This window comes from Deinococcus marmoris DSM 12784 (assembly GCF_000701405.1).
Taxonomy (GTDB): Bacteria; Deinococcota; Deinococci; order Deinococcales; family Deinococcaceae; genus Deinococcus; species Deinococcus marmoris.
Map to the genome: position 1 here is coordinate 1 of NZ_JNIV01000021.1, position 23143 is coordinate 23143.

Sequence of the window (23143 nt, forward strand, 5' to 3'; positions counted from 1 at the left end):
AGGCCGCCGGGGAAAACCCAGGCAAACTCCGGGCCGGAATTTGGCCTTGCGGTGTCAGAAGCACCGAGATGCGGTGCTTCTGTTTCTCGAACGGGACGACGTTCCCTTCGACAACAACCAGGCGGAACGGGATATTCGGATGTTCTGTATCAAGCGCAAAGTGTCAGGTGGGTTTCGGTCTCTGACTGGTGGAGCGGCGTTCTGCCGGATTCGCAGCTATATCTCCACACTTCGCAAGCAGGGCATACATGTCTGGCAGGGCCTCGTGAGTGTATTTCGCGGTGACATCCTCATGCCCGACTTCTCGCGCTGAGTAGTTACCAACTAAGAGCCTATTCGGAAAGTGGAGCGTTTGTTTTGATTAAGGTGCGCTGGGAGGGCGTCTGCGGTTCACCCCCTCCCCAACCCTCCCCCATAAAGAGGGAGGGAGCAGAAACACTGTCTGAGTCACATTAAATCTGATACTCACCTTCGGCTTCCGGAATAGGCTCTAAAACTGACCTGCGTAGACTGGCCGTATAAACGGCACGGTCTATAGCGTCAGCGCCAGCCCACAGCATGGGTTCAGCAAGACCCGCCAGCCTCAGATTCGTCTGTTGGCGGGTCTTGGCGTGGAGGGTGATTCACACGCGGGCGTGACCGTCCAGCACCTGTCGCGCGTGCGGCAAAACCCGGACCAACCCAACTTGCGGCAGGTTCACCTGATTCATGCCGAACTGCTGGACGAACTGGCAGGCCAGGGCTTCACGGTGCGCCCCGGCGATCTGGGGGAGAATGTGCTGACGCGTGGCCTGGAATTGCTGGTCCTGCCGCGTGGCACCCGCCTGCACATCGGTGCAGACGCAGTCGTCGAGATCACGGGGCTGCGAAATCCCTGTGGCCAGATCGACAACTTTCAACCGGGTCTGCTGAAAGCCGTGCTGGACGAGGATGAAGACGGCAAATTGATCCGCAAGGCCGGAATCATGGGTGTGGTGCTGGTGGGCGGAACAGTCAGCTCAGGGGATGAAATCCGGGTGGAGTTGCCGCCGCCGCCGCATAGACCGTTGGAACGCGTCTAACCCTCTGCCGGACGCTTCTGGAAGCCCAGTTGAATCTCGGTGGGGCGAAAGCCGACGCGCTCGTAAAGGTGCTGGGCGTGGTATTCGGGATCGGCCACGATGACCAGCGTTCGCGTGCCCAAGACCGTGTGCGCCCACTGACCCGCCGCATGGACCAGCGTTCCTGCCAGCCCGCGTGACCTCGCGTCTGGACGTGTTTCCACGCTCTGATAACGTGCCACGCCCTGCCCGGCGTCGAAAATCCCCAGGCCCGACAGCATCTGCCCTGAACCGTCGAATGCGCCCCACATCGCGCCTGCTCCGGCGTCCTGTACGGCGCGGTAGTCGGCCAGCTTGCGGGTGGCAAAGGTCTGGTAATCTTCTGACTTCATCGGTTCGGGAGAGGCCTGGTTGACGGCCAGACGCAGGTCCAGGGCCGCCCGCCAGTCGGCGTCCCCCGCCAGTGGGCGGAAAAGAGCGTCGTTGTTCATTCTGGGCGGCGCAACCGTTTGCCCGGCGGTCAGTACGGTGTCGCGGTAGATCTCAAAACCTGCCGCCCTGAACTCGTCCACTGCGCCCGCCTTGCCGTCTGCTGTGTCCACGCCGAATGCGCGGTGGGCTGCCTGCGGAAAGTGTTCCTCGAATGCCCTCAGCCAGCGCTGTAGCTCCCCTGTTGCGGGCGGGCGCGGCATCAGCAAAAAATTGCCCCACCAGAACGTCGGATTGCCCGGCGAGCGGACCACTCTCAGGTCAGCCGTGCGCGTGACCGCCGCGCCCTCCTGACGGCGCAGGGCCAGATCGGTGTGGTAGGCCAGGGAAGGGGACATACGCCGAGGCTAGCGCCTGGTCTGAGGGCCACGCATCGGCTCGTTGGCCTACGGCAAGCTTATTCCCGGCAGTCCCGCCCGGTGATGCCGCAGGTCTCGCGCGGTGTCCAGGGTGCTTCCAGGACACGGTTCGCCAGCTTCAGGGCAAAGTCGGCAGTGTCCCTGACCAGATCCGGGTCCAGTACTTTGTCGCCGGGACCGTGGTAATTGGCGTCCTCGCCCCGGTACAGGTAGCCCGTGCGGACGCCCCAGCGGATGAACGAGACGTGATCGCTGCTGCCCCTGATGTTGCTGGTGCGCCCGAACGTGATGCGCCTGGGTTGGTCGTCATCCCGGAACACCCGCAGGTCTGGGCGGAGCTGCCGGGCCAGCGCCAGCACTTCAGCGTTGCCGGCGAAGCCCAGCGGTTCGGCGGCCACGCCCACCATGTCCATGTTGAGCATGGCGCGGGTCTCGCGGACCGGGTAAGAGGGATCGCGGGCAAAGGCAGAGCTGCCGTGCAGCCCGTCCTCCTCGGCGTCGAACAGCACGAACCATGCGCGGTCTGCCAGCGGGGTTCCGGCGGCCTGACGCGCCATGTCCAGCACGGCCAGCACGCCGCTGGCGTTGTCGTTCGCGCCGGGGCTGGCGTTCACGCTGTCCAGGTGTGCCCCGAAAACGATCTCGGGTGCGGCTTCCACGCGGGCGGCGATCAGGTTGTGGCCGGTGACCTTGCGAACTTCAACGCTGGAGGTGACGGTGGCGGTCTGCCCCGCCAGTTTCAGCACCTTCTGCCCGTCCGCCGCATTCACCCGGACCAGCGGAAGCGGCATGGTGGTCACCCGACTGGATTGCTGGCGCGGGCAACCGTCCACCACCACCAGCCCAAAGGCCCCGGCAGAGGTGGCCCGGTCCGCCAGATCGCGCCATGACACCGCGCCGCAACTGGCCGCGTCCAGCGCCACCAGGGCGATCTGCCCGCGCAGGTCCGCCGCCTCCATCTGCTGGCGGGAATCGGTGGGGGAGACGCGCACCAGCCGCCCCGACTGCTCGCCGCCCCCCGCCCCGTACAGGGCGGCGGCAGGCACGCTCAGTTCCCCCACTCTGACCGTGCCGCCCCCGTCGAAGGGGCGCTCCAGGGTGACGGGTTGCCGGGTCACGCGGTAGCCCAGCGCCGTGAACTGCGTTTCCAGCCACGCCACTGCCCCGCCGTGGCCGGGCGTTTCGACGGGGCGCGGGCCAAAGCCTTTTAAGGTGGCCCAGTCCTGCTCCACGGTGCGCGCCGTGGCCGCTGGCTGAGCTGCCGGGTTGCGCGGCGAACCAGCGGCCAGCCAGCCTCCTCCCATCAGCAGCACGACCGACAGCACGGCCACGCCCCATTTCCAGGCGGGCGCGGCGGGTTTGGTGGGCAGACGGCGGCGTCGGGCGTACATGGAGTGAATTACGGTTCTCAGCGCGCGAAGGTTTCCGTAAGCCCCGGTCCATGCCCGCCCCTGTGCCCCCCACCGCTGTCATTCGCGCCGCGCCCGGCTACACTGCGGGATAATGAGCGTCAAGCCCCTCCCCTCCCTGCCCACCACAGCCACAAGGAATTTTTCGATCATCGCCCATGTGGACCACGGCAAATCCACGCTGGCGGACCGCATTCTGGAGCGCCTGGGCGCGATGGGCGAGCGTGACAGGCGCAACCAGACCCTGGACACGCTGGAGCTGGAGCGCGAGCGCGGCATCACCATCAAGTCCACCCCGATCCGGCTGGAATACACCCGCCCCATGTTCGAGGACGGTAGCGGCGGCGAGACTTACGTATTGAACCTGATCGACACCCCCGGCCACGTGGATTTCAATTACGAGGTCAGCCGCTCACTGGCCGCCTGCGAGGGCGTGCTGCTGCTGGTGGACGCCTCGCAGGGTGTGGAGGCGCAGACGATTGTCAACGCGTACCTTGCCATCGACAACAATCTGGAAATCGTGCCGGTGATCAACAAGATCGATCTGCCCGCCGCCGACCCGGAAGGTGCGGCCAGGGAGCTGGAAGAGGTGATCGGCATTCCCGCCGAGGACGCCGTGTTCGCCTCGGCCAAGGCGGGGATCGGCATCGACGAGATTCTGGAAGCGGTGGTGGCCCGCATTCCACCGCCCCCTGGCGATCCCGAGGCCCCCCTGAAGGCTCTGGTTTTCGACTCGTTCTACGACGCCTACCAGGGCGTGATCCTGTTCGTGCGCGTGCTGGAAGGCCGGATCAGCGCCAAGGACCAGATCACGCTGATGAACGCGGACAGGTCCTTCGAGGTGGATAAGGTGGGGACCTTCACCCCCGGTCTGGTGGTGGGCGACGAGCTTCAGGCCGGAGCCGTGGGCTGGGTGGCGGCGGGGATCAAGGACATTGCCGACGCGCAGGTGGGCGATACCCTGACGGGCCGGGAGCGCAAGACCCCCGAGGCGTTCCCCGGCTTCAAGCCCGCGCAGCCCGTGGTGTTCTCGGGCCTGTACCCCACCGACACCGAGGACTACCGCAAGCTGCGTGACGCGCTGGAAAAGCTCAAGCTCAACGACGCGGCCTTCTCCTTCGATCCCGAAACGTCCGAGGCGCTGGGCTTCGGCTTCCGCTGCGGCTTCCTGGGTCTGCTGCACGCCGAGATCATTCAGGAACGTCTGGAACGCGAATACGATCTGGACCTGATCGCCACTGCGCCCGCCGTGGTGTACCGCATCAGCCTGACCAACGGCGACGTGTTTGAAACCCAGAACCCGGCGCAGTTCCCCACGCGTGACCGGATCGAAAACGTCGAGGAGCCGTACATCAAGCTCTCGGTGATGCTGCCCGAGGATTACGTGGGGCCAGTCATGGGCCTGCTTCAGGAGCGGCGCGGCTCGATGGTCACCATGAACTACGTGGGCAAGCGCGTGGAGCTGGTCTACGAAGTGCCCTTCGCGGAGATCCTCTACGACTTCCATGACCGCCTCAAGAGCATCTCTCGCGGCTATGCCAGCATGGACTACGAACAACTGGGCTACCGCGACGGAGATCTCCGCAAGGTGGACATCATGGTTAACAACGAGATCGTCGACGCACTGGCCGTGATCGTCCATGAGAGCCGGGCCTACGCGCTGGGCCGCAAGATCGTGGACAAGATGGCCGAGGTCATTCCGCGCCAGATGTTCCCGGTGCCCGTTCAGGCCACCATCGGCGCGAAGATCATCGCCCGCGCCACCGTCAAGGCGTACCGCAAGGACGTGCTGGCCAAGTGTTACGGCGGCGATATTTCGCGCAAGAAGAAGCTGCTGAACAAGCAGAAGAAGGGCCGCGCCCGCATGAAACAGATCGGCACGGTGGAAGTGCCGCAGGAAGCCTTCCTGGCGGTGTTGAGTACCGACGAGTAGTGCGGCTTCGCCGTCCAATCAACGCTGGTGAATTGGTAGGGTCTGCGTTCTGGACGGTCAATTGGACGGTTGAAAGGGTGCGGTGAGAAGAAGACGGGTAGGCTCTGAGCCGGGATTCATCCTGCCGGGGCCTGTTCACTTTCTCTCGAAGGACTGTCAATCAATACCGTCACACAGAGGAGGGAAATCTTGGTAAGATATATTACACAATCTCTCTCATGTTCCTCTCTGTGGCCCATTCGAGTGGGGCTGCCGTCCCTGACCAGATATGCCTATGCCAAAGCCTGATCCCCATCCACTTTCTCTGGACCAGATCCGGGCGCTGCTGGACGCGGCCTGGGACTGCTGGCAAAGCGATCCACAGGAATGCGTGCGTCTCTCGCGTCTGGTGCTGGAGCAGCCGCTGGAAGAAGCTGAGCTGGCCCGCGCGACCCATTACCTGGGACTCGGACTGATGAGGCAAGGAGAGTTCATCGCGGCGGAACCGGAACTTCGCCGCGCACTGCACCTTTACGGCGAGCTGGCCGATCAGGAGGGCCAACGCCTCAGCCTGAATGCGCTGGCTGGCGTGCAGAGTCGGCAGGCCCGACACGTTGAAGCCCTGGAACTCTTCTTGCAGGTTAGGCAGTTGAGTGTGACGCTGGGCCATGTTCAGGGCGAGATCAATGCGCTGCTCAACCTGGGCGTGGTCTACGGCACCATGGGTGATCATCCCAATGCACTCAAGCACCATCTGCTGGTTCTGGGCCTCAGCCGGGAGCATGATCTGCCGTTCGTAGAACGGGTCGCACTGAATAATCTCAGCACGACCTATTACGAGATGCAGCTCTATGAAGACGCGCTGGAGGCGGCCCTGGCCTGTTTGAATGTGCCGTCAGTGGATGACCCCATGCAGAACATTATTGCCCTCCAGACCGTGGGCCAGGCCTATTTTGGTCTGAAGCAGTTCACGCAGGCCAGGGCCATGTATATGGAAGCCAGTGAACTGATCGAGCGCGTTGGAGATCAGTCCGAAAGTGCCAGTCTCGATCTGCTTCTGGGGCAGGTGGCGCAGCAGCAGGGAAACCTAGACGAGGCGCGGCACCTCTTTGAACAGAGCATGGAAACCTTTCAGAAAATTGGAGATGAGATTGGACAGGTCGAGAGTCTACGGCATCTGGGCGAGTTACTGGGCATGACAGGTCATGTAGAGGACGCCTTAAGCGCCCTGCACCGTGCGCGGTCCCTGGCGGAAGCCGGGCAAATTCGCAACGAGCTGTGCAAGGTTGATCTGGCACTGTCGAAACTGTACCGGGATTCGGGCCGCCCCCAGGAGGCGCTAACCCATCTGGAACAGCATCTTCAGCTCAACGGAGAATTGTTCAACGCCGCGTCCGATCAACGGCTCCAGAGTCTGAGGGTACAGTTCGAGTTAGAGCAGGCCGAACGTGAGCGGCTGGCCGCCCAGCGACAGAATGCAGAGCTGACAGAGCTGAACGCCCGCCTGGAAGCCAGCAACCGTGACCTGACGGCGGCCCAGACCCGGACTGCCGACCTGATGGCCCGCCTGGAACAGCACGCCAACGAGGACGCGCTGACCGGGCTGCCCAATCGGCGGGCCTTTGATGCGGCGCTGGAGAGGGTGTCGCCGTCACAGCAGATCAGTGTCGTGCTGTGCGACATCGATCACTTCAAGATCGTGAATGACCGGTTCTCGCATCTGGTTGGGGATGAGGTGCTGCGACATGTGGCCGCGCTCCTGCGGGGGCAGTTGCACCGGGGCGATCTGCTGGCCCGCTACGGCGGTGAGGAATTCGTGCTGCTGCTGACCGGGGCCAGCGAGGCGGCCACGCTGGAACTGTGCGAGAACCTGCGCCGGGCCACCGAGAACCACGACTGGTCCACGGTGCGCCCCGGCCTGAGCCTGACCATCAGTCTGGGGGCCGCCGTCGCGCAGTTGAACCCTGGCACGCTGGCGGTACAAGACGTGGTGCAGGCCGCAGACGACGCCCTGTATGCCGCCAAGAATGCGGGCCGCAACCGGGTAGAGGTCCGGCAGGTGAAGGCGTCAGCCGGGTAACGGGGCGTCCAGCTTAAGCGGGGGGGCTGTCCCAGCCTCAACTTTCCAGACCGTCCGCAGAGGGTTCAAGGCGGCTAGACCCCGCAGCCTGTTTCCAGCGGCGTGTCTGTCAGCCCGCGTGCGGGCGTCCATTCCTGCACGTTGTAGGACGATCCCTCGTAATAGGCCCCGAAAAGAACCAGCTCCATCTGGCCGTCGCCGTTCAGGTCCGCGACCCCGGCCAGCCGGATCACCGTCGCCAGCGGACGGGTCTCGAAGGTGTCGCCGGGTTTCAGGGGCGTTTGCGGCGCGATGTCCGCGCCCAGCGTGAGGGTCAGGACCTGCCCGCGCACCACATGGCGCAGCAGCACGATGGAGTAATCGCCCGGCTGCCCGATGGACGGCGGAAAAATGCCGGAGCGTTCGCTGTAATGCGTCGCCTCGATGATCACTTCCTGCGTGCCGTCGCCGTCCAGATCGGTCCGGGTCAGGCCCACGAGCTGCACATTCGGATTCCTGATGCCACGTTTGATCAGCTCTGCGCGCACGATCTGGCGGTAGGTCTCGTTGGCGGTGGGCAGCGCCGTGACGGGCCGGGGCCAGGCATTCAGGGCGCTGGCGGTGAACAGTTGAAACTGGTCAGAGGTCCGGCCAGGGTTGACCGGTACAGCATAGGCGTCCGGGCACGGCTCACCGAAGGATTCGGGCTTGCCGCCCACGACGGGTACGGACGGGCCGCCCAGACTGCGGCGCAGATATTTTTCCTGCCCTTTCAGGCGCGGCACGGTGTCTTTCACGGTCAGCCAGCGCCCACCCGCCACTGCGCCCAGCAACTCTGTGGGGCTTTCGCTGCCGGGAGCCTGAACCAGCACTGGAAAGAACCCGTCAGGCGCAGCGCCCTGGCCCCTGGCCCCGGTGGTCAGAAGTGCGCCGAGCAGCAGCGTTCGCCACAAAATACGGTTCATGCTCCAGCGTACCTGTTCAGACCGTCTGCCGCACCATGATGCGGTTGCCCCACGGATCGCGCAGACTCAGGCAGTCGCCGCCGTCCTGTACATCCGTGTGGCCTGCCAGATGCGCCCGCAGCCCTGCCAGATCGGGAGCCAGGAACTCGACTTCAGCTAGCCCCAGCGCGGGCGTTTGCGGGGCCGCCTGCCCGCGCGTGTGCCACTCGTTCAGGCCGATGTGGTGGTGGTAACCGCCCCACGACATGAACATGGCGCTGCCCAGGTCCGCCATCAGGTCCAGCCCCAGCGTGTCGCGGTAGAACCGGGCAGCCTGTTCGGCGCTGCCGACTTTCAGGTGGACGTGGCCCAGCACGGTTCCAGCGGGCGCTCCAGCGTAGGCAGGCGCGTCGGCCAGGGTGTCTGCATTTAATCCGGCGCTGCCAAGCACGGCTCCTGAATCCACCGCCACGGTGTCCATCTGCACCTGCCCGTTCTGGAAAGTCCAGGTGTCGCGCGGGCGGTCCGCGTAGACCTCAATGCCATTGCCGTCGGGATCGTTCAGGTAGAACGCCTCGCTGACCAGATGATCGCCGCTGCCGATGCGGAGGCCCATCTGTGCCCCCATCTGTGCGGCATGCGCCAGCCAGCGCCCCAGATCGGCCCGCGTGGGCAGCAGGAACGCCGTGTGGTACAGCCCCGGACGCGATACGGAGGCGGGCGGAAATTCGGCGGCCCGCAGCCGCAGCAGCGGCGTCCCGTGCGCGCCCAGCGTGACTTCCTCAGCCGTTTCGGCCAGGAGACCCAGACCCAGCAGGCCCTTATAGAACGCTTGCAGGCGTGGCAGATCGGCGGTCAGCAGCGTGACTGTGCCGACACTGGTGGTGGCAGGCAGGATCTGGGGAGGTGTAATCATGGCCTCATCCTCTTGCAAATGCTTTAAAAAGTCAACTGGTTTATAAATCAAGAATCGTCTTCAATGCGGCGCGGGTGCGGCCCAGATAGCCGCTGCCAAACATATTGACGTGGCACAAAAGGGGATACAGATTCCACAGATCAGTACGCTCCTGCCAGCCGGGTGCGGGTGGAAAGGCTTCGGCATAGGCGTCAAAGACCCGCTCAGCCACCCCGCCGAACAGCCGCATCGCCGCCAGATCGACCTCGCGGTGGCTGTGGGTGGCGGCTGGATCGATCAGGGCTGGCCCCGCCGCCGTGTACAGCAGGTTGCCGTGCCACAGATCGCCGTGGACGAGGCTGGGCGGCCCGGTGGGAATCAGCCGGGGCAGCCGCTGGTGCAGGGCCTCAAAATTGTCCGTGTCGTCTTCCGATAGATGCTCCTGGGCCAGCCGCAACTGGGGCCGCAGGCGGGCATTCCAGAAGAAGTCGGCGGCGTTCTGGAAGGGTGGATTGAACTGTGGCAGCGCCCCGAAATAGTTGTCTGCCGTGTCGCCGAAACCGGGAACAGGAACGCTGTGCAGCGCGGCTAGCCCCCGTCCCAGCGCCTCCTGTGCCTGCGGCGTCTCGTCGCCGGGGGGCAGGTAACCCTGGAGCAGGTACTGCCAGCCGCCCGGCGCGTCGCCGTGGGCCAGCACCTCTGGCATCAGCAGTCCGGCTGGGCGGCGCGACGTGGCCCTGCGCAGCAGCCCCAGCCCCTGAGCCTCCGCAAAAAAGACGTGTGGCAGGGCGCGGCGCTTGGCCTTCAGCACGAAATCTCCACGCCCGGTCCTGAGCCGGTACACGTGGTTGATGTCCCCGCCGCTCAGGGGTGTGGATTCCAGAATCGGGCCTCCCAGATGTTGTTCCAGCAGTGGCAGCAGCGACGGCGCGATGGAGCGGGACATGGCCGCAGTGTGCCACGCGCGTGAGGGACGGGGACAAGGCCTGTCCTGACCCAGCCTGCATCCATTCGCGCTGCCGCCGATCCTGACATTGTTGCTGCGGCCTGAGCTGGAGCCGGAAACGGACTGGCTCCTGAACCTGCGTCTCCCACTCTTCCGGCGGCTGGCGTAGGCTGGGGCGATGTCTGTCACGCAGTTGGATCATGTCGCCGTCGCCACCCCCGATCTGGACACCGCGAGTGTCCCGTATCTGGCGCTGGGCCTGCACCCCGAGGGGCCGGACGAGGAAGTGGAAACCCAGGGTGTGCGTGTGCGTGCCTTTCAGGTGGGCGAAACCCTGATCGAGTTGCTGATGCCCACCCGCCCCGACAGCCCGATTGCCGCCTACCTGGAGAAACGCGGACCGGGCCTGCACCACACCGCCTACCGCGTGGCCGATCTGGACGCCGAAATGGCCCGCCTGCGCGGCGAGGGCGCACGTTTCCTGAGCGACGCGCCCACGCCGGGCCGGGCCGGAACGCGGGTGGCCTTCCTGCATCCCAAATGGGGCGCGGGAACGCTGATCGAACTGGTGGAACACCCCCGCGACCCGGACTGGGCTTGACGCCGCCCGCAACCTCTTCCCGCTTCCGGGCCGTGTGGTGGCTGATCTCTCTGGGCATCATGGCCGCGATCTGGTGGCTGAGTAGTTCTCCCGATACGCCGGGGCCGCCGCTGGTGCATCCTCTGGACTGGATCGCCCATTTCACCGCGTATTTTGCGCTGGCCTACGCGCTGGGCCGGGCGACGGGGCGGCGGGACATTGCCCTGTTGATCGCGGTGTGGTGGGGCGCGCTGGACGAGGTGCATCAGGCGTTCGTGCCGGGCCGCGACGCGGGCGTCACCGACTGGCTGTTCGATCTGGCCGGGGCGTGGATCGGCTCGCGCTGGGCGACACGGCGCAGGGGCGCGCGGGAAGAGGGAGAAGCGGAGACGGTTCGCAATCAGAGCTGGTAGAGACCCGGAGAACAGAGTGTGGGCTGGCTGAGCTGGGTTGTCGAGATCAGGAGGTCCCCTGGCTCCCCCGTCAGCCCCGTCGCAGTTCTGTCAGACCCCGCCCGCTAGGCTGAGACCCAGATGATGCGCGCCGTGACCTCCGCCCCCCAGTCCCTCTCGCACGCAGAGACCTTAAGGGCCGCGCTGGCGCAGCTCGACGGCGTGATTCTGGGCAAGCCGGGGCAGATCCGGCTGGCGGTGGCCTGCCTGCTGGCGCGTGGGCATCTGCTGATCGAGGACCAGCCGGGGGTGGGCAAGACCACGCTGGCCGGGGCGCTGGCCCGCACCTTCGGCCTGGACTTCCGGCGCGTGCAGTTCACCGCCGATCTGCTGCCCGCCGATCTGACCGGCATCAGCGTGTGGGACGCTCCCAATTCGGCCTTCCGTTTCCATCCGGGACCAGTCTTCAGCGAGGTCCTGCTGGCCGACGAGATCAACCGCGCCACCCCCCGCACACAGGGCGCACTGCTGGAGGCGATGGAGGAGCGGCAGGTCAGCGAGGGCGGCGTGACCCGGCCCCTGCCCGATCCCTTTTTCGTGATCGCCACGCAGAACCCGGCGGCCTTTGTGGGCACCTCGCCGCTGCCCGAGGCGCAACTGGACCGCTTTCTGATGACCATCACGCTGGGTTACCCGGACCCACGCGCCGAGCGCACCCTGCTGGAAACCGGGGGCCGCAGCCAGAGCGTTCGTGATCTGGGGGCCGTGCTGGACGCCCCCACCCTGCTCCAGATGCAGCGCGAGGTGGACGGCATTCACGCGGCAGGCCCGCTGCTGGATTACCTGCAACTGCTGGCCCGCGCCACCCGTGAGCATCCGGGGCTGTCGGTGGGCCTCAGCCCGCGCGCCCTGCTGGCGCTGCTGTCTGCCGCCCGTGCCTGGGCCTATCTGGCAGGCCGCCCGATGGCCCTGCCCGAAGATGTGCAGGCCGTTTTTCCCGCGCTGGCCGCCCACCGCCTACCCGTGCGCGGTCCGGGTGTAGATGTGGCGGGGTTGATCTCCCGGATGCTGGCGGACACGCCGATCCCGTGAGGCGCACCGTGCAGACAGTGCAAGGAGCCTCGCGCCAGTCGGCTTTCTCCGCCCCATGACCACCAATCAGGCCCGGAAAGCAGAGCGCCCGGCACCACCTCTTGCCACTCCACGCAACTCAGGCCCGGCTCTTTCCCTGCGGCCCACCCGTTTTGGCCTCGCGTTTCTGCTGCTGGTCACGCTGACCCTGGTGGGCTGCATCAACTACGGCCTGAGCCTGGGCTATGGCCTGACTTTTCTGCTGGGCGGCGTGTGGGTCATGGCGTCTACCGGGGTGGCCCGCGCCGCGCGGCAGGTGCGCCTGAGCCTGAGCGCGCCCATTGAAGCCAGTGCTGGTGGTGAAGCGCTGTTCACCCTGTCGGTCACTTCAACGGTGGCGGGTGCGGTCACGGTCAATCTGAAAAGCAGCGCGGGCGACACCCGGACCGCCACCCTGCGCGTGGCGGCGGGCGAGGTCCGCACCCTGATCGTGCCGGTTCCCGCCCGCACACGCGGCCCGCTGACGCTGACGGCCTCTGCTCCCGCCGCGCTAGATTTTCTGGGGCTGTGGGCGGCGGGTCTGGCTGCGCCCTCGCCAGTCACGGTCAACGTCGCCCCGGTCCCGGAGACGAACGCGCCCCCCGCGCCCCCGCGCACGGTACCGGGTCTGGAGGGTGGCCACAGCCGCACGCGCGGCGACGAGGAATTCGCTGGCCTGCGCCCGTACACCCCCGGCGACTCGCCCCGGCAGATTTCCTGGCGGCATGTGGCCCGCACCGGCAACCTGCTGACCCGCGAGACCGACGCCGCGCAGGGACAGGTGCGTCTGCTGGATTGGGAGGATACGGCGGGAGATCCCGAGGCCCGCCTCTCCCGGCTGGCTACCTGGGTGGGGGAGATGGATCACGCTGGCCTGCCCTTCGCGCTCAAGTTGCCCGGTGCGGCGCTGGCGGCAGGCAGTGGCGAGACGCAACGGCTGGCTGCCCTGACGCTGCTGGCGGGTGTTGCTCCCTTTCCCCCGGCCACGCCCCCGGCCCGTCTCAAGCTGCTGGCCGCCACCGACACCGACGCCTTGCGGGTCACGCTGCTGGCGCTGGCGTTCACCCTCGTGCCGGGGGTGCTGCGGCAGCCGCTGTGGGATTCGGCGCTGGTGGCGGGGCTGCTGGTCTATGGAGCGCTCCGCACCCGCCGTCCGCTTCCTGCCATTCCCACCTGGGCGCTGGGCGTGGTGGCCGGGCTGGCCGCCGTGGGCCTGAACGCCACGTATGGCACGCTGCTGGGCAGTGCCGCCGGGACCGCGCTGCTGGGGCTGCTGGTGGCCCTCAAAACTGCCGAGAGCCACGGCAGGCGCGACGGCCACCTGCTGGTACTGCTGGGGCTGTTCGTCGCCAGCACGCACTTCTTTCATGGGCAGGGACCGCTGACCGCCCTGCACGCCATTCTCAGCGCGGCACTGCTGCTGGCGGCGGCCTCGCGCTGGACCGCTCCTACACGCACTGATCTCAAGGAAAGCAGCCGGGAGAATGAGGCGGATCTGCCAGCCAATCTGATCCGCAGCGGCGGGTTGCTGGCTCTGGCCGCGCCGCTGGCGCTGACGCTGTTCGTGCTGTTTCCCCGTCCGGAAAGCCCGCTGTGGCAACTGCCGATTCAGGGCGGGGCCACCACGGGTCTGTCCAATGAGATTCGCGCCGGGGAGTACAGCAATCTGGCGCAGAACCGCGCGGTGGCCTTTCGCGCCGACTTCACGGGAGAAATGCCCTCCCCGGATCAGCGCTACTGGCGCGGCCCGGTCTACGAGGCGTATGACGGCCAGTCCTGGAAGCAGGTGCGGATCGGTGGCCCGTCCCCCAGCACCGAGCCTCTCTCCTCGGCCCCGGCCTGGAACTACACCCTGACGCTGGAGCCGTCCGGCAATCCCTGGCTGCTGGCGCTGGACGCCCCCCTGGAACTGCCGCAGGGGGCGGTCCTGACCACCGCGTTTCAGGCCGTGACCTTTCGCCCCGTCAATGCCCGCCGCCGCGTGACCCTGGAAAGCCGTCCGGCCCGCCTGGGCGTCAGCGAGAACCCGGAACGGCTGCAATTTGATCTGTTGCTCCCCGCCGGACAGAGTCCACGCGCCGCCGCGCTGGGCGAAAGCTGGCGGGGCCTGTTGCCGCAGGAGCGCATCGAGGCGGGACTGGATTACCTGCGCCGGGGTAGCTTCTCGTACACCCTCTCGCCGCCGCTGCTGCCCGCGCAGGACCGGGTGGACGCCTTTCTGTTCGGCACGAAACAGGGTTTTTGCGAACACTACGCGCAGTCCTTCGTGTTCCTGATGCGCGCCGCCGGACTGCCCGCCCGCATCGTCGGCGGCTACCTGGGCGGAGAGGTCAACCCCGACGGCGGCTACCTGATCGTGCGCCAGCAGGACGCCCACGCCTGGGCCGAGGTCTGGGTGGCGGGCCAGGGCTGGCAGCGCGTGGACCCCACCGCCGTGGTAGCCCCCGCCCGCGTGAGTGCCGGGCTGTCCACCGCATTGAGCCGCCCGCAGGCCGCTGCCGCCGCCGCACCTACCTCGCTGGGTCGCCTGGGCCTGCGGCTGGACGCCCTGCAAAACCGCTGGAACGATCTGGTGGTGGGCTATGACGGCTCCCAGCAGCAGGCGCTGCTGTCGCGGGTGGGGCTGGGCGGCGTCGGTTCGGCGGGGTATCTGGCGGTGCTGCCCCTGCTGCTGGCGCTGGCGCTGCTGCCTGCGCTGTGGTGGCTGCGGCAGGGGGCACGCCCGCGTGATCCTGCCGCCCGCGCGCTGCATGACCTGACCGTGCGCCTGCGCCTGCCCCGCGCCCCCGGCGAAACCCCCAGCGCCTATGCCGCCCGCGCCACCGCCGCCCGCCCCCATCTGGCCCCCGCGCTGAACGAGGTGGTCCGCGCTTACCACGCTGCACGTTATGCGCCGGGCGACCCGGCAGAGGCTCTAAAGACGCTGGCACTGGCGCTGCGAAAGGTCAAACGGTAGAAACGCACTCGCGCGCGCATCCAGGCCGGAATGAAGAGTCGTTTGCTGGCGTGCAGCGCGGCGTCATTGCCACTCAGGGTGAAGACTCTGAGGCTCTGGAAGTTGCGCTGAACAGCGTCCCAGGCGCGTCTTGATCCGAACGGGCCGGCATCCGGCTTGCATACATTGACAGCCCCTGCATTCCGGGCTATATTGAAGAAATCAAGGCGGCCTTCGGGCCGCTTTTTCCGTTGCCGGGTATTGGTCAGCGGCGTTCAATCCAGGGCCATCATTCAGTGCCGTGACTGAGCGCCGCGCGGCACCATGGGTCTGAAGGAGGACGCTGTGAAGACCGTGTCCGATACGCATTCATCACCTCCCGGACAGCGCTCCAGCGGGTTCGCCTATGCAGGCAGAGGGTCGTTCCCGACTGTGGCGACATAGACTGGGCCATACTCTTCCATCTGTCCATTCACGTCGTTCAACGCTGACAGTCGCCCACAGAAGGCGCTCTGCACCGCAGGAGACGGCCATGACCCGTACTGATCCTGTTTCCCAACCCGCCGAATCCGAGATGGCCGCCCTGATCCGCGACTTCGACTGGGCCGCCACACCGCTGGGTCCCCGCGCCAACTGGCCAGTCAGCCTGCGCGTGCTGACCGACATGCTGCTCTGCCATCCCCTGGCCATGACCCTGCTGTGGGGCAGCGAGCTGATCCAGCTTTACAACGATCCCTGCCGCGTCCTCATGGGCGACAAACACCCCGGCGGGCTGGGACAGCCCAACCGCACGAGCTGGTCAGAAGACTGGCCCGTCACCGCGCCGATCTACGACGGCGTCCTGGCGCGCGGCGAGACCTTCAAGTTCATGGACCAGCCCCTGACCCTGCGCCGACACGGCCACGACGAACGGGTGTTTCTCAACCTGACATACAGCCCGGTCTGCGGTGACGACGGCGCGGTGGGCGGCGTGCTGGTGACTGTCATCGAGACCACCCGGCGGGTGCAGGCCGAACAGGCTGCACAAACGCACCGCCGCGAGATGGAGCGGGTCAATGCGGCGCTGGAGGTCTTTGCCGTGTTGACCCGTGACCTGGCGCTGGACACCGATCCGCTGACGCTAATCCACCACGCCCAGCAGGCGGTTCTCCCGCTGCTGGACACCCACTTCTCGCAGTATTACGAGCCGGTGGCCGGACGCTGGTATGTCCGCTCCCAGGTGGGGCATGTCCAGACGCCCGCCTTGCAGGCCGCTCTGGACGCTGGCGTCCCCTTCGAGAAAGCTCCCACTTTGCAGAATGTCTGGCACCGTGGCGCGGCGGACTATCAGGATGTCTATGCGCCGCCGGCAGATGGGCTGCCCCACAGCGAGGCCATCCCCTTCGCCACTGTGGCGCTGCCGGTCCGGGTCAGTGGACAGATGCAGGGCGTGCTGGTCTTCGCGCTGCCCAGCGCGCGGACGTGGACCCCGGCAGACCACGCGGTCCTCGCCACCGTGGAGCGCAGCCTGAGTCTGGCCCTGGAACGCGCCGCGAAGATCCAGCAGGTCGAGCAGCAGCAGGCGGCCTTGCAGGAGGCCAACGAGGAACTCGAAGCCTTCAGTTACAGCGTCTCGCACGATCTGCGGACCCCGGTGCGGCACATCAAGGGCTTCAGCGAGCTGCTCCGCAGAGACGTGGGCACGGGTCTGGGTCTCAAGGCCACGCACTACCTGACGGTGATCGATGAGGCGGCGGGGCGGATGAACGTGCTGATCGACGCGATGCTGGAGCTGTCCCGCGCCGCGCGGCTGCCGCTGCGCTCCGGGCCGGTGGACTTGGAAGCGCTGGTGATCCGGGGGCGGCAGGAGCTGGAAGTGGACGCGTATGACCGTAACGTGCAGTGGCAGGTTTCCCCGCTGCCGCTGGTGACTGGAGATCACGACACCCTGCAACAGGTGATCACCAACCTGCTGAGCAACGCCGTGAAGTACACCCGGCCACGGCAGACGGCGGTGATTGAGGTCTGGGCCGAGGAGCGCGCAGGAGAGTGGGCGGTGTTCGTGCGCGACAACGGGGTGGGCTTTGATCCCCGCTATCAGGACCGGCTGTTCGGCGTGTTCCAGCGGCTGCATCTGGAACGCGAGTTCGAGGGAACCGGGGTGGGGCTGGCGAATGTGCGGCGCATCGTCACGCGGCATGGGGGAACCGTCAGCGCCTCCAGCGTGACGGGTGAGGGAGCCACCTTCGGCTTCACGCTGCCGCGCTGATACGGGCTCCGGTGGAAAGGTGTTGAAAACATCTGCAATCCGAGGAGAGCGAGAAAGAGAAAATGAGTTCCGGGCATGGAGTGCAGAGATCGGCGCTGTTCCGATTCCTGCCGCGTTACGAACGGAAGCCGTATGACCAGTGGTTCGGACAGTTTCCGGATTTGAGGCATGTCCAGCGATTTACACGAGGTTTTCCGCTTCTCCACCGCGAGAGGTGGGAACGGGAACGGCGTCCCAGAGCCACTTTTCGGATATTTTCCAAACTCCTGGTCAAAAAATGTCCGAACTATTGATGACAGACGGAATTCGCATGAGGGCCTGCTCCGAGGCGGTTCATCACCGTCCGCACGTTCTCGGTGGGTGAGCTGCACTTGACTCAGCGAGCGGCCCCGGCCCACGGCCCCAGACTTGCCGGTGCCCTTGATCAGGGAGACGCTTTGGGCAGGACGAAGCCGAAAGTGGCCCCCACCCCAGGTTGCCCTTCCGCCGTCATCGTTCCGCCGTGCCGGGCCACGATGCGCCGCGCGTTGGCCAGACTGACTGCCGGCCCCTCGAAGTCCTCCTGACGGTGCAGCCGCTGGAACATCGTGAACAGCCTGTCGCCGTACTGCGGATTGAAGCCCACGCCGTTGTCGCGCACCAGCACCGCCCAGCTCTGCCCCCGGTCCTCGGCCCAGACCTCGATTACGGCCCTGTCCCGGCCACGGGTGTACTTCACCGCGTTGTCCACCAGGGCCGTGACCACCCGGCGCAGCAACCCCGCGTCCCCGGTGACGGTGGGCAGCGCGCCCACCTGCCAGTCGATCTGACGTTGCGGCAGGGCCACGCCCACCTCATGGCGCACGGCACCGAACACCCGGTCCAGTTCCACCTGCTCGGCTTTCAGCAACTGGCGTGAAGCGCGCGAGACGTCCAGCATGCCGTCGATCAGGGTGTTCAGGGTATCGGCGGCAGTCCTGATGATCCCGAGGTACCGCTCGGCCTTGTCATCCAGCGGCTCTGGCAGAGAGCGGCGCAGCAGGTCACCAAAGCTGACGATGTGCCGCACCGGGGTCCGCAGGTCATGCGAGACCGAGTACGTGAAGGCTTCGAGTTCCTCGTTCGACGCCTGGAGCAGATCGCGCTGTGCGGTGACCTGACGGGCCTGCTCGGCGCGTTCCAGGGCCAGGCCGAGGCTGTGAACCGTCGTCTTCAGGACGGCCTGATCGGCGGCGCTCCACGGACGCAGCCCGAACAGAGGCGCGTTGAAGATCCCCATCACCTCACCGTTGACCAGCACGGGCAGGGTGGCCACCGTCGAGACATGTTCGACAAGTTCTGGGGCGACGTCACGGGCGGGATCGTAATGGTCCTGGAACAGCGGCTCGCGGGTCTGGTACGGCAGGTCCAGGCTGGGAACTTGACCCACGGGGAAGCCCGCGTCGATGGCCGCCTGCAACTCGGGGTTGCCCACGTCACCCCGCTGCGCCGTGGCCCGCCACTGCCCACCCTGGACCTGCCAGAAGATGACGTAGCCCGGCGGCAGCAGGGAGCGCACCAGGGCGACGGCCTGCCCGATCAGAACGCCAGGATCGCTGGTCAGCCCCAGTTCGTGGGTCAGCGCCGCGAAACCCTCCAGCGCCTGGGTGCGGGCCAGCAGTTCGGCGTTCTGGGCGGCGAGTTGCCGGGCCGTCTCGGTGCGTTCCAGGGCCAGCCGGAGGCTGCGTCCCACCGAACGGAACACCGCCTGATGGTGCCCGGACCAGCGCGGGATGTCCTTGATCCCCAGCGCGAACATCGCCTGGATGGTGCCGCCCACCATCAGGGGGAAGGTGGCGACACTCTGGTAGCTCTCGGTGTGGGCGAAGTGTTCTTTCTGGGGGTCCCAGCCGTCGACGAAGACGGGCTGACCCGTCTGCATGGGCTGGGCGAAGACCGGGGTGTCCAGCGGCATACCGGCCTTGATGCTGGCCAGGAGGTCCGGCTGGGCTTCCAGATCGCTGGTGTAGACCTTGACGCGCCACTGGCCGTCTTCCAGATCGTAGTAGGCGCTGGTGCAGCCGGGGAACAGCAGGGTCAGGACGTCCATCGCCCGCCGGGCCAGCGCCAGCACGTTGGTCTCGCCGTCCGCAGCTTCCGCGAAACGCACGAAGGCTTCGAGTTCGGCGGTGCGGTCCTGCACCTGCTTTTCCAGGTTGCTGGCGAGCTGGGCGCGGTCCAGGGCCAGGGCGCAGTGAACGGCCAATGTCTGTAAAAAGTGCCGTTCGTCCGGCGTGAAGTGGTGCGGTTCACGGAAGTCCAGCACGATCACGCCCAGTGGGCGGCCACCTTCCACCAGGGGCAGCACCGCGCTGGCCACGGCGGCCACACCGCCTGTGCGGCTTTCGAGGTCCGGGTAGGCGGCCCCAGCGTACCTGCGTGTTCAAAGTACAGCGGTGTGTTGGTGCGCAGCGCGTCGACGCTGGGACCCGGCCCCTCCAGACTCCGGTCCTGCCAGACGCTGTCGTCGGTCTGGCCCCGTCTGGCGGCGACGGTCAGGTGGTCACCCTGGACCAGCAGGACCGTCCCGCCGAGACCGCCGAGGGCCTCCAGCACGTCGCGCAGGACGATCCCGGAGACCGCATCCGGCTGGCGAAGTGCCGCCAGATCCTGCGTCACGCGCTGGAGGTGGACGAGAAGTCGCGTCGCCTGCATCGCCGCTGAGGGGGACAGACTCGGTGAAGGGACGTCGGTCATGGATACCGGGCAGTGTAGACGCTCAGGCGGCCCGGTGCGGCTGATACGGACTGTGGCTGACCCGTGATGCAACCACCGCAAAACCCGGCCAACGGGACCCGCAGAACGGCGAGGTGGAGAAACCAGAGCAGGGCAAAGGATGGATTCCAGAATGGCCTTCGCTTTCGGCGCTTTCCCGGAAGCTCACAGGTTGGCTGGAGTGCGTCTCAATGCAGTCCTGGCGCAACACTCGCCTGGCGCGCGGCCAGCCGCCGACACTTCACGGCGTACAGGCGCTCTTCGGCCAGGCCCAGCAGCGTTTCGCCCACGCCCTCGCTGCTGCGGGCGGTTCCCACGCTGGCCCCGCGAAGTGCGCCCACCTGGCGCGCGGCCAGCACTGCCACGTCCACCGCGTCATGGACCGCTTCCTCGTCGGTGTCGGCCAGCACCACGAACGCGTCGCCGCCTGTCCGGTAGACCTCTCCCTCCCGGCCCAGTTCCACCTTCAACGTGCGGGCAAACACCTGAAGCAGCTTGTCGCCCTGGGCGCGGCCTTCCTGGGCATTGAGGGCCTTTAGACCGTCCAGATCCAGCTCTGCCAGCAAAAAGGGCTGCCCGTTCAGGTGGCGCTGGATCAGGTCCTGGTACATTGCCCGGCGGTTGAGGATGCCGGTCAGCGCGTCGTGCCTTGCGTGCTGGTGGGCCAGTTCGGCTTCCAGTTGCCGGTCCAGGGAGCTGCGGACACTGCGCCCCGCCGCTGTCAGCAGCCCCTGGTCACTGCCCCGCCAGCGCATGACCGGGTTGTCCCGGAGCCGCATGGCCACCAGCATCGCGGTCACGCCGTTGCGGGTGCCCAGGGGCAGCCACGCGGCCTGCTGGACCCCGGCGGCCACCAGCGCACCCATCGCGCCGGGGATCAGCGGGTAGTCGTCGAGATACAGCGGCTGGTGCAGGTCTTTCAGGGTTCTGGTGACCGAGCTGGACCATTCGGGCAGTGGGGTGGGCAGGGCGGCCATCGCCGGGGCCAACTGGGGGGTCTGGTACGCGGCCTCCTCCCTCAGTTCCTCGCCTTCAAAGAGCAGCAGACCGATGTAGTCGGCGTTCAGGGCGTTGCCCAGCAGCGCCGCAGCTTTCAGGGTCATGTCTTCCGGGGACAGCTCCAGGTTCATCAGGCCCGTGAGACCGTCCAGCACCCAGGTCTGGTCCGGTCCGCGTTGCACCTCGCCGTTGCGGCGGTGCTGGGTGTGCGGTCTGCGTCCCGTTTCCAGGTGGTGGGCACGCAGCTCCAGCTCGTCTACCACCAGCGCGGCCAGATCACGCAGATCTTGCAGGTCAGCCGCAGTCAGGGCGTGCGGCCCGGAGTCCGCGACGCACAGTGTCCCGATGCAGTGACCAGTCGGGGTGATCAGCGGTGCCCCGGCATACATCCGCAGGTGCGGCTCCCCCGTGACTGCCGGGTGCTGGGCGAAGCGTGGATCGGCGCGGGTGTTCTCGATGACCACCGGGTCTGTCCCCAGGATCGTCCAGGCGCAGAACGAATCATGGCGCGGCGCGCTGCCAGGGCCGGGGCCGTAGACCGCCTTGCTCCACTGGCGGGACCCGTCGATGAAGTTGATGCAGGCCAGCGGGGTGCGCAGCAGGTGGGCAGCCAGCCGGGCGATCCGGTCAAAGACGTCCTCGGCGGGCGTATCCAGGATCTCGTAGTGCGCCAGGTCCAGCAGGCGGGCGTATTCATCGGGAGGTGAAGGCGCACCGATCATGGTCATGGGGGGCAGGTTGTCAGTACCGCTCTTGCGGGCTTCTGACAGAGCGTGACATGTAGGCGAGTGGCGTCCAGGTCAAGGAATACATGAGCTGCTGCCTGTGAAGAAACGAACCGGATGCTGCTGGCGAAGACAGAGTCTCACCTTTTCATGGGCCAACCCCGGTAACCCAGAGGCGGCGCATGTGGCGTTCTCAGAGTCGGTTGAGGTGCGGGTCTGGCTCTTTCGGCAGGAAACCCCCTGCCGGTCCGTTCTGCGAATCGCGCTCCACAAGTCGATGCTGGACAGCCCACAGTCCATCATTTTTTATCTCACCCAAGTCTCTGGCACAAAACAAAAAAGCCCCGTACTGGACGGGGTTTATTGTCTTTGGTGGCGATGCGCGGACTTGAACCGCGGACCTAACGATTATGAGTCGTTCGCTCTAACCAACTGAGCTACATCGCCTTATGTTTTTGCTGGAAACCTAGGAAAAAAGCAGCCCCGCACGGTGGCGGGGGCTTCTTGGTGGAGCTGAGCGGGTTCGAACCGCTGACCTTCTGAATGCCATTCAGACGCGCTCCCAACTGCGCCACAGCCCCTCTTGTTGAATCTTTGTTGGAACTTTCCTGCTCGCCTCTTTCAAGGCTCAGCAATCTTAACAGCGCCTTTCCAGCTTGTCAACGGTCAGGGCCGCCAACCGGCCAGACGCCCTAGCCGGACGCCGTTTGCTGGGATGCCAGATTCACGTAACCCTCGATCAGATGGATGATGACCGGGTTGTGGGTGTGGACGCCGTGCGCCTGCCCCACGCCGCCTTCCTCGATGAAATGGGCGATCAACGCGGCCTCGCCGTCGCGGGCGAGCAGAAAGGCGCGCTGGCCCTCGGCGGCGACGCCGGGCAGGCCCGTCAGGTGGGTGCGGCGCAGTTCCACGCCGCGTGGGGTCAGGCGTTCCAGGTCCTGCGCGAAGCTGGTTTCACCGGCCATGAACAGGCTGCGCCGGGCGTTCAGGGTCAGGTCCTCGCACAGGCTGCGGATGGCCGCCTCGCCGTACAGGTGATACACCGCTTCCGGGGCTGGATCGGGGGCCAGGCGCGACAGGTCCCGGTCCAGTGCGCCCAGACGGTCATCGAAGCTGCGGCGGGCGCGGGCCAGATACTCGCGGGCGCTGAGGGGGGCGTATTCCAGCGGGTTCTGGCCCATCTTGGCGGCCAGCCCCCGGCCCTCCAGCCGCTCCAGCGTCTCGTAGATCTTGGGCCTGGGAATGCCGGCCTGCCGCGCCACACGGGCGGGGACGGCGCGGCCCAGCGCCAGCAATGCGGTATACGCGCGGGCCTCGTATTCGGTCAGGCCCAGCGCTTGCAGATGAATCACGGCGCTCATGTAC

General features: G+C 66.5%; 18 protein-coding genes and 2 tRNA genes. 9 read left to right on the top strand and 11 right to left on the bottom strand.

Annotated features, from left to right (window positions below; genetic code table 11):
* Positions 1-313: IS66 family transposase (locus Q319_RS24285; protein WP_029481335.1), on the top strand; the 313-nt coding region annotated here is incomplete at its 5' end.
* Positions 314-596: 283 nt separating this feature from the next.
* Positions 597-1061 carry an MOSC domain-containing protein gene (locus Q319_RS0106685; protein ID WP_245619020.1) on the top strand — a complete coding sequence of 155 codons (465 nt, stop codon included), beginning with the start codon at positions 597-599 and terminating at the stop codon, positions 1059-1061.
* Here the strand turns inward: Q319_RS0106685 and Q319_RS0106690 are convergent.
* Entirely contained in the window at positions 1058-1867 is an 810-nt protein-coding gene (locus Q319_RS0106690) for a GNAT family N-acetyltransferase (RefSeq protein WP_029481339.1), read from the bottom strand. The genes Q319_RS0106685 and Q319_RS0106690 overlap by 4 nt on opposite strands.
* Before the next feature lie 59 nt (positions 1868-1926).
* Positions 1927-3279 carry a M28 family metallopeptidase gene (locus tag Q319_RS0106695; RefSeq protein ID WP_029481340.1) on the bottom strand — a complete coding sequence of 451 codons (1353 nt, stop codon included), beginning with the start codon at positions 3277-3279 and terminating at the stop codon, positions 1927-1929.
* A 112-nt stretch (positions 3280-3391) separates the two neighbouring features.
* Between Q319_RS0106695 and lepA the strand changes: the two genes are divergently transcribed.
* Positions 3392-5230, top strand: a complete 1839-nt coding sequence (lepA, locus tag Q319_RS0106700) for a translation elongation factor 4 (RefSeq protein ID WP_034414124.1) — start codon at positions 3392-3394, stop codon at positions 5228-5230.
* A 274-nt stretch (positions 5231-5504) separates the two neighbouring features.
* Positions 5505-7289, top strand: coding sequence for a tetratricopeptide repeat-containing diguanylate cyclase (locus tag Q319_RS0106710; RefSeq protein WP_162178626.1), 1785 nt, complete (start codon positions 5505-5507; stop codon positions 7287-7289).
* A gap of 74 nt (positions 7290-7363) precedes the next feature.
* On the opposite strand, the gene Q319_RS0106715 is transcribed toward Q319_RS0106710, so the two are convergent.
* Genes Q319_RS0106715 through Q319_RS0106725 form a run of 3 tightly spaced genes read right to left on the bottom strand, consistent with a single transcriptional unit; the run spans position 7364 to position 10053 of the window.
* Positions 7364-8233: a hypothetical protein gene (locus Q319_RS0106715; RefSeq protein ID WP_029481346.1), complete on the bottom strand. Its 870-nt coding sequence runs from the start codon at positions 8231-8233 to the stop codon at positions 7364-7366.
* A gap of 16 nt (positions 8234-8249) precedes the next feature.
* Positions 8250-9128, bottom strand: coding sequence for a VOC family protein (locus Q319_RS0106720; protein WP_245619022.1), 879 nt, complete (start codon positions 9126-9128; stop codon positions 8250-8252).
* Between the two features lie 40 nt (positions 9129-9168).
* Positions 9169-10053 carry a fructosamine kinase family protein gene (locus Q319_RS0106725; RefSeq protein ID WP_051655170.1) on the bottom strand — a complete coding sequence of 295 codons (885 nt, stop codon included), beginning with the start codon at positions 10051-10053 and terminating at the stop codon, positions 9169-9171.
* A 178-nt stretch (positions 10054-10231) separates the two neighbouring features.
* On the opposite strand from Q319_RS0106725, the gene mce reads away from it, so the two are divergent.
* The 5 genes from mce (at position 10232) to Q319_RS0106750 (ending at position 17318) form a co-directional block, all read left to right on the top strand.
* The gene (gene mce, locus Q319_RS0106730) at positions 10232-10654 is read left to right on the top strand and encodes a methylmalonyl-CoA epimerase (RefSeq protein ID WP_029481349.1); all 423 of its coding nucleotides are present in this window, start codon (positions 10232-10234) and stop codon (positions 10652-10654) included.
* Positions 10651-11046: a VanZ family protein gene (locus Q319_RS0106735; RefSeq protein WP_029481351.1), complete on the top strand. Its 396-nt coding sequence runs from the start codon at positions 10651-10653 to the stop codon at positions 11044-11046. Before mce ends, Q319_RS0106735 begins: the two co-directional genes overlap by 4 nt.
* Positions 11047-11166: 120 nt before the next feature.
* Positions 11167-12117 (top strand): AAA family ATPase, encoded by a 951-nt coding sequence (locus tag Q319_RS0106740; protein WP_029481353.1) that lies wholly within the window; start codon positions 11167-11169, stop codon positions 12115-12117.
* 55 nt (positions 12118-12172) lie between these two features.
* A complete protein-coding gene (locus tag Q319_RS0106745; RefSeq protein ID WP_029481354.1) occupies positions 12173-15091 on the top strand; it encodes a transglutaminaseTgpA domain-containing protein in 2919 nt (972 codons plus the stop codon).
* A 511-nt stretch (positions 15092-15602) separates the two neighbouring features.
* Positions 15603-17318, top strand: a complete 1716-nt coding sequence (locus Q319_RS0106750) for a sensor histidine kinase (RefSeq protein WP_051655171.1) — start codon at positions 15603-15605, stop codon at positions 17316-17318.
* 424 nt (positions 17319-17742) lie between these two features.
* Here the strand turns inward: Q319_RS0106750 and Q319_RS25415 are convergent, their stop codons facing one another.
* The 6 genes from Q319_RS25415 to Q319_RS0106780 all read right to left on the bottom strand — a co-directional run bounded on the left by Q319_RS25415 (position 17743) and on the right by Q319_RS0106780 (position 23139).
* On the bottom strand, positions 17743-19665 hold the full coding sequence (locus Q319_RS25415) for a GAF domain-containing protein (RefSeq protein ID WP_051655172.1): 1923 nt from the start codon (positions 19663-19665) through the stop codon (positions 17743-17745).
* Positions 19605-20033: a hypothetical protein gene (locus tag Q319_RS0106760; protein ID WP_156039201.1), complete on the bottom strand. Its 429-nt coding sequence runs from the start codon at positions 20031-20033 to the stop codon at positions 19605-19607. The genes Q319_RS25415 and Q319_RS0106760 overlap by 61 nt, the downstream gene beginning before the upstream one ends.
* 206 nt (positions 20034-20239) lie before the next feature.
* Positions 20240-21778 (bottom strand): sensor domain-containing diguanylate cyclase, encoded by a 1539-nt coding sequence (locus Q319_RS0106765; RefSeq protein WP_051655173.1) that lies wholly within the window; start codon positions 21776-21778, stop codon positions 20240-20242.
* Between the two features lie 367 nt (positions 21779-22145).
* Positions 22146-22222: transfer RNA gene (locus Q319_RS0106770), tRNA-Met, on the bottom strand.
* Between the two features lie 58 nt (positions 22223-22280).
* A tRNA-Ala gene (locus Q319_RS0106775) sits at positions 22281-22356 on the bottom strand.
* 111 nt (positions 22357-22467) lie between these two features.
* Entirely contained in the window at positions 22468-23139 is a 672-nt protein-coding gene (locus tag Q319_RS0106780) for a TrmB family transcriptional regulator (protein ID WP_029481362.1), read from the bottom strand.
* Between the last annotated feature and the right edge of the window lie 4 nt (positions 23140-23143).